General features: G+C 72.8%; 9 protein-coding genes. 1 reads left to right on the top strand and 8 read right to left on the bottom strand.

Translation table 11 applies throughout. The annotated features are described in order from the left end of the window. Window positions 1-2: 2 nt before the first annotated feature. Entirely contained in the window at window positions 3-458 is a 456-nt protein-coding gene (locus AB0898_RS22110; RefSeq protein ID WP_366804661.1) for a cyclic nucleotide-binding domain-containing protein, read from the bottom strand. A 311-nt stretch (window positions 459-769) separates the two neighbouring features. After that, window positions 770-1,045: a hypothetical protein gene (locus tag AB0898_RS22105; RefSeq protein ID WP_366804660.1), complete on the bottom strand. Its 276-nt coding sequence runs from the start codon at window positions 1,043-1,045 to the stop codon at window positions 770-772. A 143-nt stretch (window positions 1,046-1,188) separates the two neighbouring features. On the opposite strand from AB0898_RS22105, the gene AB0898_RS22100 reads away from it, so the two are divergent. Beyond that, window positions 1,189-1,629 (top strand): ATP-binding protein, encoded by a 441-nt coding sequence (locus tag AB0898_RS22100; RefSeq protein WP_366804659.1) that lies wholly within the window; start codon window positions 1,189-1,191, stop codon window positions 1,627-1,629. A 22-nt stretch (window positions 1,630-1,651) separates the two neighbouring features. Here AB0898_RS22100 and AB0898_RS22095 read toward each other — a convergent pair whose 3' ends face one another. The 6 genes from AB0898_RS22095 to AB0898_RS22070 all read right to left on the bottom strand — a co-directional run bounded on the left by AB0898_RS22095 (window position 1,652) and on the right by AB0898_RS22070 (window position 12,114). Beyond that, the gene (locus tag AB0898_RS22095; protein ID WP_366804774.1) at window positions 1,652-3,982 is read right to left on the bottom strand and encodes an FUSC family protein; all 2,331 of its coding nucleotides are present in this window, start codon (window positions 3,980-3,982) and stop codon (window positions 1,652-1,654) included. A 164-nt stretch (window positions 3,983-4,146) separates the two neighbouring features. Then, complete coding sequence (locus tag AB0898_RS22090) at window positions 4,147-5,562, bottom strand: NAD(P)/FAD-dependent oxidoreductase (RefSeq protein ID WP_366804657.1); 1,416 nt, start codon at window positions 5,560-5,562, stop codon at window positions 4,147-4,149. Between the two features lie 208 nt (window positions 5,563-5,770). Beyond that, entirely contained in the window at window positions 5,771-6,205 is a 435-nt protein-coding gene (locus AB0898_RS22085; RefSeq protein ID WP_366804656.1) for an ATP-binding protein, read from the bottom strand. A gap of 163 nt (window positions 6,206-6,368) precedes the next feature. After that, window positions 6,369-8,273: an AMP-dependent synthetase/ligase gene (locus AB0898_RS22080; RefSeq protein WP_366804655.1), complete on the bottom strand. Its 1,905-nt coding sequence runs from the start codon at window positions 8,271-8,273 to the stop codon at window positions 6,369-6,371. 267 nt (window positions 8,274-8,540) lie between these two features. Then, window positions 8,541-10,748 (bottom strand): 1,4-alpha-glucan branching protein GlgB, encoded by a 2,208-nt coding sequence (glgB, locus tag AB0898_RS22075; RefSeq protein WP_366804654.1) that lies wholly within the window; start codon window positions 10,746-10,748, stop codon window positions 8,541-8,543. Window position 10,749: 1 nt separating this feature from the next. Beyond that, window positions 10,750-12,114, bottom strand: a complete 1,365-nt coding sequence (locus AB0898_RS22070; RefSeq protein ID WP_366804653.1) for a maltokinase N-terminal cap-like domain-containing protein — start codon at window positions 12,112-12,114, stop codon at window positions 10,750-10,752. Window position 12,115: the final 1 nt, after the last annotated feature.

The raw sequence follows: 12,115 nt of genomic DNA, 5'->3' as shown, positions 1-12,115 counted from the left end.
CGCTACAGCGGCGTGGTCCGCCGGATCGCGTACTGGTCCATCAGCTTGCCCCGCGTGGTCTCCAGCCGATGGGCCAGGATCTCGGCGACCGTACGCACCAGCGACAGGCCGAGCAGCGGGTCCTCCACGCACAGCCCCAGCACGGAGGGCCCGTCGAACTCGTAGGCCCGTACGTTGCTGAAGGCCACCGCGCCGAAGTCCCACTGGTAGGGCGGGAAGAGCCAGGACCAGCCGAGCAGATCGCCCGCGCCGAGCGTGGCCACCGTGACGTGCTGGCGCGAGGTGACCTGCTGGTCCAGCGAGACCGCCCCCGAGCGGATCACCCAGAACCGGTCGGCGACCCCGCCCGCCTCGAAGATCCGGCTGTCCTCGGGGAAGGACACCTCCTCGGCCAGTTCCATCAGCCGCTCGCGTTGCGCTCTGGGCAGGGCGGTCAGCAGTTTTATCGCCTTGGTCATACGCGGGGCTCCTCACCGGGCGGCGGTTCGGGTGCTGTCCCTCGGACCCGCCGCGGACGTCCCGTCTGCCCCGCAACCGGCCCTAAGCCCATTTCAGCCGCAACCGCCCCGCCGGGCACCTCGGCGGCCCGGCGCCATTCCGGAACACCGGCGCGCGGGCAGAGAAAAGCCCTGGCTGGACGGGGGAAACCAGCCAGGGCGGTCGGACGTGACGCGCGGAAGGGCAGGCCGGGAAAGCCTCGCGTCGCTCCCTCGCCACGTATGGATGAACGATAAACCACTCTCCGGGGCGGAGGCCAACCCCTCTCCGCTCACGTGACCCGCCTCACTCCGGAGCCGACCGGACCCACCGGTCCCGCCGGCCCGGGCTCGTGGGCGGCCAGCGCGCCCGGCGCGATGATCTCCGTCAGCACACTGCCCACCACCTCGTACGTCCGCGCCCGCTCGGACGCCTCGCGCGCCTGGTCCGGATCGGTCGCCGTCAGGCTCTGCGCCCGCTCCCGCCAGACCCGCTCCTCCTCGGCGGCCACGTCCCGGCTCCGCCGGATGCGCCGCAACAGTTCGTCCGCGTCCACCACATCGGTCATACCCGTCCCCTACCCCTTCCGGGCCGGGTGATGACAACGGCACCGACCGTGTTTGACACCGCCACGACAGGCCAGCCGCAGGGAGAGGCCCGGCGCACCCGAGCCACGGGACGGCCGGGGACTTCCGCGAGGGAGGGATCAGGATGATGCGCGAGCGGCAGCACACCCCCGGCCCGGTCACGGCGCCCGAGAAGGCGCCCCGGACCCCGGCCTACCGCCCGGCCGACGCGCGCAGTGCCGTACGGCGCACGCTGAGCGAGCACTGCCGCACCAGGGCCGTGCCGTGCGCGGACGAGACCCTGGACGACGCCCTGCTGGTGGCCTCGGAGCTGACCTCCAACGCCATCGTGCACGGCGGCGGGATCACCGGCTTCGAGGTGGACGTCGACAGCGCGGGCGTACGGCTCTCCGTGAGCGACCGCAGCGACGAACCCCCGGTGTGCACGGCCAGGTCCCGCGAGAGCGACCACTCCCGCACCGGCGGCCGGGGCTGGCCCCTGGTGTGCCTGCTCGCCCGGGACATCCGGGTCTCGGGGCTGCCGTGCGGCGGCAAGCGGGTCACCGCGGTCGTACCGCTGCGCTGACCGACGCCCCGCAGAGACGGGCCTACCGCCGGGCCTTCTCCGGACGGTCGGCCTTCCCGGCTTTACCGTCCTTCCCGGCCTTCTCCGCCTTGCGGGACTTCTCGCTCTTCTCGCCCTTGTCGGCCTTCTCGCTCTGGCCGATGTCCGGCTTCTCGACCGGCACGCCGAGCGGACGCGCCAGACCCGAGACCGCCTCGTCCAGCCGCTGGAGATGGCGCAGCACGCGGTCGGTGACCCGGCCGTAGCGCGGGGTGCCGAAGGTGCCCGGCTCCAGCATCGACGCGATGCTCGGCCCGGTCTCGATCTCGGCCTTGGACCGCGGGTCGCGCACATGCTCGGCGATCGCCTCGATGTTGTGCACGATCCGCCCGCACACCCCGCTCAGACGCGGGTCCGCCGCGATCGAGGGATGGCTCGGCAGCAGCTCGGCCGTGGCCGCGAGCGCCCGGCAGTGGTACGCGCAGGTCTCCAGCAGCGCCAGCACATAGCGGGCGGTGTCCCGGCGCGAGCGCAGCGGGGTGATCGGATGCGTCAGCGGCTGGACGGCGGTGCGCAGATCGGCCAGCGCCTGGTCCATGTCCCGCGCCTTGTCCACGAGGTCGAAGTGGCGCCGGCCGCTGAGCTGGTCCACCGCCGCCCGGGTCGCGTCGGCCAGCTTGTCGAGCACGTCCGCCAGCAGCTCGTTGGTCCGCCGGTCGGTGCGCACCGGCAGCACCACCGCCGCCGTGATGATCCCGCAGGCCGCGCCGAGCGCCGTCTCCTCGATCCGCAGCAGCAGCACCGCCATGCTGTAGGTGTTCAGCAGGGTGTACAGCAGCCCCAGGGCCGCCGTCACGAAGAACGACATGAGCGTGTACGACAGGGGTGCCGTGTAGAACATGGCGAACACACACACCAGCACCAGGATGAACGCCGTCCAGGTGTGGTGCCCCACCACACCGGCGAGACCGATACCGGCGACCACGCCGAGGATCGTGCCGAGCAGCCGCCGGTAGCCCTTCACCAGGATCTCCCCGGTGGAGGCGGTGTTGATGAACACGATCCAGCACGTCAGCACCGCCCAGTACCAGCGCTGGCTGGAGAGCAGCTCGCCGCCCGCGATGGCCAGCGCCGAGCCCACGGCCACCTGGATCGCCGCCCGGGTGGTCGGCCGGTGCAGGCCCGACTCGTCGTGCTTGTCGTCCTCGCTCTCCTCGCTGCCCTCGATGCCCGCCTCCTCCGCGTCCAGCTCCTCGCGGGAGCGGGCGGTGGCGGGGGAGTCGTCCGACTCGTCCTGCGGGCCGTCCAGCGCGGTCCGCAGACCGAGCACCGCGCGCGCCGCCTCACCGATGCCCCGGAACACGTCCTGGAGGGGCGGGGACGCCTTCGGCAGGTTCTCCGCCTCGCGGTAGCCGAGCAGCCGGTTGCGGACCTGGGCCAGCGCCGTGCCCGAGGCCTCGCCCGCCGGGCGCATCACCAGCAGCCGCAGCGCCTCCAGGTCCCGGCGCACGGTCGCCCGCGCCTCGTCGCGCACCGGCAGCTGACCGCGCGAGGGCAGCGAGGCGCCCGGCAGATGCAGGGTCAGGGTGTCGGTCCGCTCGGCGCTGCGCGCGGTCAGCAGCAGCAGCCCCAGGCGCTCGGCGGCGATCTCCGCCTCCGCGGTGCGGCGCTGCAGCAGCCGTGCCACCGCCTCGTCGGTGGTGCCGCGCTCCAGCCGGCCCTGGATCATCAGCGCCGTCTCGTGCAGCCGCGCGGTGCCGGTGCGCAGGTCGCCGAGGACCTTGTCCACGTCGTCCGGACCGGCGTCCAGCAGCTCGATCTGGCTCGTGATCAGCAGGCCGAGCCGGGCGCGGAAGGCCCGCCGCAGCCGGTCCAGGGTGCCCGCGGCGGTCTGCGGAAGGAGCACGAACCGGGCCAGCGCGCTGCACACGAACGCCACCGAGATGACCACGAACAGCGAGGGCAGCAGATCGACCGTGGCCCGTACGAACAGCGACAGGAAGTAGACCTGGAAGCCGATCAGACCGAGCCCGGTGCCCCGGTCGCCGAATCTGCGCCCGTACACCGCGCAGAAGATGAGCAGCAGGAAGCAGACGTCGCTGACCAGCGGCCACTGGTTGAGGACCGCGCCCAGCGACACCGCCGCGAACGCGACGGGCACGCACAGCGCCAGCGTGATCACCTGCGGGCGCCGGTCGATCTCCCGTACGGCGAAGGTCGCGGACATCGCCGCCATGGCGCCCGCGACCAGCTGCGGCACCGGGAAGCGGAGCAGCCCGAGCGCCACCAGCGTCATGGCGATGGCGATGACCGTGCGCAGCCCCGCGGTCAGCCGCAACAGTCCGGGATCGGACGCGGAGAGCCGGTCCCACATGCGTACGCGCACCGCACGTCCCACTGCCTTCACGCCGCCGCGCTCTTTCTTCCGTGCCGGAACATGATCCGCACACCAGCATGTCACGACGTGCGGCGCCGCTCGCCTTCACCCGGCGGGCGGCGCCGCACGTCAGGGTCCCGGGGCCGGGCCCGGGTGCCGTCTCAGGAGCCGCCGACGGCCTTGCCCTTGACCCGTCCCTCGATCCGTCCCTCGGCCTCGGCCCGGTCCACCTCGCCGCGCGCCTGCTGGGGCGTCAGATAGCTGTCGGTGTACTCGAAGTCCTTGAGCTTGGCGGGCTTGCGGGCCTGGAAGCCGGTGCGCACGAAATCGTCGCCCGCGACCGCGTTGAGGAGCCAGTTCACCAGCACCCGCGCCTTGGCGACGTTGGTGCGCAGCGCGGACCAGTGATAGCCGCGGGCCACGAGCTGGGCCAGGATGCCGCGCAGCTCGATGCCGAGCGGCCGCGAGACGGCGTCCTTGCCGCCGAGGTCGACGACCAGCCCGAGGTCCTTGTGCACGTACGGCTTGAGCGGCTGTCCGCGCAGGGAGGCGAGGACGTTCTCCGCGACCCGCTTGCCCTGCCGCTGGGCGTGCTGCGCGGTGGGCGGGCAGATCGCGCCCTCCTCGTGCTTGGCGAGGTCCGGGACGGCGGCGGCGTCGCCGAGGGCGAACATCCCGTCGTGGCCCGGCACCGTCATCTCCGGGGTGACGGCGAGCCGCCCGCGCACCGTCTCGGCGTCGAAGGTGCCGACGAGGGGGCTCGCGACCACGCCGGCGGTCCAGATGAGGGTGTGGGAGGGCAGCACCCGGCCGTCGGTCAGGGTCACCTCGTCCTCGGTGACCTTGGCGACGGAGACGCCGAGCGAGACGTCGATGCCCCGGTCCCGCAGGATCTTCATCGCCTGCTTGCCCAGCCGGTCCCCGAGTTCGGGCATCAGCTTGGGCGCGATGTCGAGCAGATGCCACTTGATCAGGCTCGGATCGAGGCGGGGATAGCGCTGGATGGCGGCGTGGGTGAGGCGTTGCAGACAGGCGGCGGTCTCCGTGCCCGCGTAGCCGCCGCCCACGACGACGAACTGCAGCCGGGCCTCGCGCTCGGCGGGGTCGTCGCTCGCGTCGGCCAGATCGAGCTGGGAGATCACATGGTCACGGACGTACGCGGCCTCGGCGAGCGTCTTCATCCCGAAGGCGTGCTCGGTCAGGCCCGGGATGTCGAAGGTGCGGGTCACGCTGCCCGGGGCGAGGACGAGGTAGTCGTACGGCTCGTTGACGATCTCGTCGGTGATGGTGCGGATGACGCACACCTTCGCCTCGGGATCGACCCCGATGGCACCGCCCGGGATGATCCGCGTGCGGTACTTGCGGCTGCGGCGCAGGGAGACGGCGATCGACTGCGGGGTGAGCACCCCGGAGGCGACCTGGGGGAGCAGGGGGAGGTAGAGCTGATAGGAGAACGGCGTCACCAGTGCGACGTCGGCCTCCCCGGGTGCGAGTTCGCGTTCCAGACGGCGAACGCACTCGACGCCGGCGAAACCAGCGCCGATCACCAGAATCCTGGGTCGTGTCACGGTGTTCATCCCTTTCTGCGGCTCCCGGCGGACCGGCCCGACTGCCGTCCGCCTGCCCTGCACCGCTGCCACCACACACACCGATCCCACCGCGCTGCGGGCCGTTGTGCCAGCCGGGCGGGGCAGGCAGTCGAACATCAGCCGCACCCATGGGGATCACCCTGCCCCCCTGACGGCGGCGGCAACCGGACCCCGCCGGGGCGCCGGTCACCGGCCCTCACCAGGGCAGGAACGCGTGGATGTCCTTGCCGTGGTCGTCCACCACCACGCTCACCTGGTCGCACAGCGTGTGCAGCAGATGCCAGCCGATCCCGCCCCCGCCCGTGGCAGGCCGGAAGGGGCGCGGCTCGGGCCGCACCGTACTGGTGTCGTGCATGATCACATGCACCCCGTCGAAGGTACGGCGCAGCCGCAGCCCGAACGGGCCGGGCGCGTACTGGATGGCGTTGGCCGCCAGCTCCGTGACCACCAGCAGGATGTCGTCCCAGTACTCGGGCGCCCGGGGCGGTGTGTCGGTGGCCAGGGAGCGCAGGAACTGCTCGGCGGCCAGCCGGGCGCCGGTCACGTTGGACAGCTCGCCCGGGAAGGAGAACACACGCTCGTGCGTCTCCTGTGAGGGCGGTGTCCCGTCCCAGCGCGGCTCGCTCGCCATCTCGCGTCCCAGGCCCCGGAAAGCCGGGGCGGTCGTGTTGACCGGTCACTTTCCCTGCTGCGGGTTCCCCTCGCTCACAGGACTACGCGTCCGCCCGGCGACCGGTGATCTCCCACCCGCCGCCAAGCTCGCGCACCCCGTCGGGCCGGCACGACGCCGTCCGCTACCGGAACACGTTGTCCGAGTCGTCCCAGTCGGTCGGCTCCTGCGGCCGCGACCGCCGCGCGGCACGGGACCGGGCCTCGTACATCGCGTCGATCTCCGCCGCGAAGTGCCGCACGATCGCGTCCCGGCGCAGCTTCAGGGACGGCGTCAGCAGCCCGTTGTCCGGCGCGAACGGCTCCGGCAGCACCCGGTAGACGCGTATCGACTCCGCGCGCGAGACCGCGCTGTTGGCCGAGGCGATCGCCCGCGCCAGCTCCTCGCGCAGCGCGTTCTCCTCGCGGGCCTCCCGGCCGCCCGGCTCGCCGTGGAAGGCCAGCGCGGTCCGCCAGTGCGCCAGGAACTCCGGGTCCAGCGTGATCAGCGCGCCCACACAGGGCCGGTCGTCCCCGACGACCACCGCCTGGTGCACCAGCGGATGTTCCCGCAGCCGCTGCTCCAGCGGGGCCGGGGCCACGCTCTTGCCGCTGCTGGTGACCAGCACGTCCTTCTTGCGCCCGGTGATCGTCAGATACCCCTCGCCGTCGAGGCGTCCGATGTCCCCGGTGGCCAGCCAGCCCGAGCGCAGCGCGGCCCGGGTGCGCGGCTCGTCGCCCATGTAGCCCTGGAACACGGACGGACCGCGCACCAGGATCTCCCCGTCGTCGGCCACCGCGATCTCGGTGCCCGGCAGCGGCAGCCCCACCGTCCCCGTCTTCTCCCGGCCCACCGGCTGCATGGTGATGCCGCCGCTGGTCTCGGTCAGCCCGTAGCCGTCGTGGAGGTAGAGCCCGATGCCCTCGTAGAACAGCGACAGATCGCGGCTGAGCGAGGAGCCGCCCGAGGTACCGCGCTGGGCCCGGCCGCCGAGCGCGGCGCGCAGCTTGCGGTACACCGTGCGCTCGTACAGGGTGTGCTGGAGCCGCAGGTCGAGCCCCGGCCCCGGTCCGGTGCCGAGCCGGGCCCGCTCCTGGGCCTCCGCGAAGTCCCGCGCCGTCTCGGCCGCCCGCTCGAACACCGGCCCGCGCCCGGCTTGCTGGGCGGTGCGCAGGAAGGTCTTGTACAGCTTCTCGAACACCGACGGCACGCCGTAGAGGTACGACGGCCGGAACGTCGCCAGCGCCGAGGCCAGCGCCTCCTCGGTCATCTCCGGCTCGTGCGCCATCAGGAAGCCGCCGCGCAGGCACATCTGCATGATCATGAGCCCGTACACGTGCGAGAACGGCAGGAACGCCAGCACCGAGGGCTGCTCACCGGGCGGCCCCGCGGTGTGCCCCCAGCCGGCCAGCAGCACGTCGCACGGGTAGGCCAGGCCACGGTGGCTCAGCGCGCAGCCGAGCGGCCGCCCTGAGGTGCCCGAGGTGTAGGCGATGGCCGCCGTGGAGTCCGGCAGCACGATCCGGCGCAGCGACTCCACCGTGGTCAGCGGGATCTCGGCGCCGCGCTCGGCCAGTTCGGCAAGGGCGCCCGCGTCCAGCTGCCAGACGTGCTTGAGCCGGGGCAGCGCCGCGCACACCGTGCCGACGGTCATGATCCCCTGCTCGTCCTCGACCGCCACGGCGACACAGGACGCGTCCCGCAGGATCCACTCCACCTGCTCCCGCGAGGAGGTCGGATGAATCGGGACGATCTCCGCGCCGACGGTCCACAGGGCGTGCGCCAGGACCGTCCACTCGACGCGGGTGCGGGCCATCAGGGCCACCCGGTGGCCCGGTGATATCCCGGCGGCCACCAGCCCCTTGGCCAGGGCGACCACCTCGTCCCGCAGCGCGGCGGCCGTGACCTCCTCCCACACGGTCGCGGCGGCGTTCTTGCGCCACGCGAGCAGGGGCAGGCCGGGGTTTCGGACCGCGGTCTCGAAGACGGTGTCGGCGAGCCCGCCGGTGGGAGGCGGGACCGCTGCTGGAGCGAGGGCGACGTCGCGCATGGCGCTGCTCCTGGTATGTACCGAGGGTGACTCCGCCGATCGGCTCTGTGTCGGCGGTGCACGAATCTAGCCCAGGTAAGCGCTTTCGGTGAGGGGAAGCGGAAACTCGTGATCGGGTGATGATCTTTCCGTGTCCGGTGGGCCCCGTGAACCGCCCTTCCGCGTGCATATGAGGACGGCGCCCAGGAGCCGGACACGGGGGTACGGCGCGAGGGGCGGCCGGGGTCGTCGTGACCCCGGCCGCCCCTCGGCGGTCTCCCCGGCGGCTCAGCCCGCCGGCGTCAGCCAGACCGTGGCGAGCGGCGGCAGCGTCAGCCGCAGCGCACCCTCCTCCGGCTTGATCCCCCCGGCCGCGCCCGTGGCCACGTCGCCGCCGCCGTACCGGGCCGCGTCCGTGTTCAGCGCCTCCCGCCACACCGGAATCTCGCCGGGCACGTGGAGGGCGTAGTCGTGGCGGACGACGGGGGAGAAGTTCGACACCGCGAGCAGCGGGGTGCCCGCCTCGTCGTAGCGCAGGAACGCGAAGACGTTGTCGTCGGCCGCGTCGCACAGCACCCAGCGGAAGGCGCCCGGGTCGGTGTCCCGCTGCCACAGCGCCGGGGTGTCCCGGTACCGCGCGTTCAGGTCCCGCACGAGATCCTGCACGCCCCGGTGGTCGCCCGCCGAGCAGTAACCCTCGTCCAGCAGCCACCACTCCGGGCCGTGCGCCTCGGACCACTCGCCGCCCTGGGCGAACTCCTGCCCCATGAAGAGCAGTTGCTTGCCCGGGTGGGCCCACATGAAGCCCAGGTAGGCACGGTGGTTCGCGCGGCGCTGCCACCAGTCGCCGGGCATCTTCGACACCAGCGCCTGCTTGCCGTGGACCACTTCGTCGTGGGAGATCGGCAGGACGTAGTTCTCGCTGTACGCGTACACCATCGAGAACGTCATCTCGTGGTGGTGGTACTTGCGGTGCACCGGCTCCTTCTGCACGTACTCCAGCGAGTCGTGCATCCAGCCCATGTTCCACTTCAGCCCGAAGCCGAGCCCGCCGCTGTCCGTCGGCCGGGTCACGCCCTCCCACGCGGTGGACTCCTCGGCGATGGTGACCACGCCGGGGCAGCGCCGGTAGACGGTGGCGTTCATCTCCTGGAGGAAGGCCACCGCGCCCAGGTCCTCGCGGCCGCCGAAGACGTTCGGCTCCCACTGCCCGGAGTCGCGCGAGTAGTCGAGGTAGAGCATCGAGGCGACCGCGTCCACGCGGAGCCCGTCGATGTGGAACTCCTCGCACCAGTACACGGCGTTGGCGACAAGGAAGTTGCGCACCTCGGTCCGCGCGAAGTCGAACTCGTACGTCCCCCAGTCCGGGTGCTCGGCGCGCCGGGAGTCCCCGGGCTCGTAGAGCGGGTCGCCGTCGAAGCGGGCCAGCGCCCAGTCGTCCTTGGGGAAGTGCGCGGGCACCCAGTCCATGATCACGCCGATGCCCGCCTGGTGGAGCTTGTCCACCAGGTACTTGAAGTCGTCGGGGGAGCCGAGGCGCGGGGTGGGCGCGTAGTACGAGGTGACCTGGTAGCCCCACGACCCGCTGAAGGGGTGTCCGGCGACCGGCATCAGCTCGACGTGCGTGAAGCCCATCTCCTTGACGTACGCCGGGAGTTCACCGGCGAGCTGACGGTACGTCAGTCCCGGCCGCCAGGAGGGCAGATGGACCTCGTACACCGAGAACGGCGCCCGGTGCACGGGAGTGTCCCCGCGATGGGCCATCCAGTCCGCGTCCTGCCACGCGTACCGCGACACCGCCACCACCGACGCGGTGTCCGGCGGGACCTCGGTGGCGCGGGCCATCGGGTCCGCCTTCAGGAAGCGGTGACCGTGGCGCGAGGTGATCTCGAACTTGTACCGGGCGCCCTCGCCGATCCCCGGCAGGAACAGCTCCCACACCCCGGACGCGCCCAGCGAGCGCATCGGGTACTGGGTGCCGTCCCAGAAGGTGAACTCCCCGGCCACGCGCACACCTTGGGCATTGGGCGCCCACACCGTGAACCGGGTGCCCGCCACCCCCTCGTGCGTCATCGGCTCCGCGCCCAGCGCCTTCCACAGCTCCTCGTGGCGGCCCTCGCGGATCAGATGCAGATCCAGCTCGCCGAGCGCGGGCAGGAAGGCGTACGGGTCGTGCACCTCGTGCTCGCCGTCGTCGTACGTGACGAGCAGGGTGTACGACGGGATCTCCCGGTACGGCAGGACGCCGGCGAACAGACCGCCGCCCTCCGACTCCAGGGCGGAGCGCTCGCCGTCCACCACGACGTGCACGGCACGGGCGTTGGGGCGCAGCGTCCGGAACAGCACGCCGCCGGGCACCGGACGGGCGCCGAGCAGGGCGTGCGGGTCGTGGTGGGCGCCGCCCAGCAGCCGGTCGCGGTCGGCGGCGTCGAGCGGCGGCGCGAGGGCGCGCAGCGGGCCCGCGCTCTCGGGGGGGGAGATGTCGCGCAGTGCCATGTCAGCCTCCCCACGCGGCGAGTCGCTCGATCGCTGCCATCGGTACCGGCAGCCAGTCCGGCCGGTGTCTCGCCTCGTACAGCACCTCGTACACCGCCCTGTCCGTCTCGTGCGCGCGCAGCAGCGCGTGCTTCTCGCGTGGGTTCCAGCCGGCGCGGGCCGCGTAGCCCGCGCAGAACGCCTCCCGGCAGCGCAGCGCCCAGTCGGGTCGCCAGGGGCGGCGCTGCCGGGCCGCGTAGTCGAAGGAGCGCAGCATCCCGGCGATGTCACGCACCGGGGACTGCGGGGCACGCCGTTCGTCCAGCGGACGGGACGGCTCGCCCTCGAAATCGATCACGAACCAGTCGCGCCCGGCCCGCAGCACCTGGCCCAGATGCAGATCGCCGTGCACGCGCTGCACCGGCGGCCCCGAGTCGCAGGAGGCCAGCGCCGCGAACGCGGCCCGCAGCCCCGGCACATGGGGCCGCAGCCCGGGCACCGCGCGCGCGGCCGCCTCCAGCCGCGCGCACATCTGGTCCGCCGTACGGCCCCGCTCGCCCGGTCCGGCCGGCGGGAACGCCTCGGCGAGCGCCAGATGCACCTCGGCCATGGCGCTGCCCAGCTCCCGCGCCTCGGTGGTGAAGTCCTGGCCGTCGGCCAGCGCCCGCAGCGCCAGCGTCCACCCGTCGGCGGCGTCCGGCAGGAACGGCTGGAGCACGCCCAGCGTCGCCGGCTGCGGACTCGTCGTGCTGAACCACGCCACCGGCGCGGGCACCCGCGCACACCCCTGCGCGGCCAGCGCGCCCGGCACCTCCAGATCCGGGTTGACGCCCGGCTGGATACGGCGGAACACCTTCAGGATGTACGCATCGCCGTACACGATCGAGGAGTTGGACTGCTCCGCGGTCAGCAGCCGGGGCGCCAGACCGCCCGGCACCCGGGTGGCCGGGTCCGTCTCGAAGCGCAGCGGGCCCGCCTGGCCGGGGCGGCGCAGCCGCTCCAGGAGGAGATGCGCCGAGCGCGGATCGTGCAGCGCGTCGTAGACGGCGAGGCCCTTGAACGGCCCTTCCTCGGCGCGCCCGATGAAGGCCCGCTCCAGGCGGGGTGCCATCTCCTCCCGCAGGCCGAGCAGGAGTTGGTAGCAGTCGCCGGGCGGGGGAGTGCCGCCCGGGGTGGGCAGCGGCGCGTGCGAGGCGTTCACCAGCAGATGCAGGCAGCCCGGGAACAGCTCGGTCATGGACAGCACCGTGAGATCGGTGACCGGCCGGTCCTTGCCGGCGAACCACCGCTGTTCGGGGAGCCATTCGAGCAGCAGGCCGCGCAGCGAGGCCGGCCGCCGTCCCGCGTCGAGCGCGGCGCGGGGGGAGAGGGTGATGGTCTTCGGCATG

Origin of the sequence: Streptomyces sp. NPDC005435 (genome assembly GCF_040703155.1) — a bacterium.
Classification (GTDB): Bacteria; Actinomycetota; Actinomycetes; order Streptomycetales; family Streptomycetaceae; genus Streptomyces.
The sequence above is the reverse complement of the archived record's forward strand: the minus strand, read 5'-3'. Positions and strand labels throughout refer to the sequence as shown.

What these genes read in the sequence shown, in the direction of transcription:
- AB0898_RS22095 (WP_366804774.1), bottom strand. Translation starts at nt 3,982, where the DNA reads ATGTGGGACCGGCTCTCCGCGTCCGATCCCGGACTGTTGCGGCTGACC.
- AB0898_RS22070 (WP_366804653.1), bottom strand. Translation starts at nt 12,114, where the DNA reads ATGCCGAAGACCATCACCCTCTCCCCCCGCGCCGCGCTCGACGCGGGA.
- AB0898_RS22100 (WP_366804659.1), top strand. Translation starts at nt 1,189, where the DNA reads ATGATGCGCGAGCGGCAGCACACCCCCGGCCCGGTCACGGCGCCCGAG.
- AB0898_RS22080 (WP_366804655.1), bottom strand. Translation starts at nt 8,273, where the DNA reads ATGCGCGACGTCGCCCTCGCTCCAGCAGCGGTCCCGCCTCCCACCGGC.
- AB0898_RS22085 (WP_366804656.1), bottom strand. Translation starts at nt 6,205, where the DNA reads ATGGCGAGCGAGCCGCGCTGGGACGGGACACCGCCCTCACAGGAGACG.
- glgB (WP_366804654.1), bottom strand. Translation starts at nt 10,748, where the DNA reads ATGGCACTGCGCGACATCTCCCCCCCCGAGAGCGCGGGCCCGCTGCGC.
- AB0898_RS22110 (WP_366804661.1), bottom strand. Translation starts at nt 458, where the DNA reads ATGACCAAGGCGATAAAACTGCTGACCGCCCTGCCCAGAGCGCAACGC.
- AB0898_RS22105 (WP_366804660.1), bottom strand. Translation starts at nt 1,045, where the DNA reads ATGACCGATGTGGTGGACGCGGACGAACTGTTGCGGCGCATCCGGCGG.
- AB0898_RS22090 (WP_366804657.1), bottom strand. Translation starts at nt 5,562, where the DNA reads ATGAACACCGTGACACGACCCAGGATTCTGGTGATCGGCGCTGGTTTC.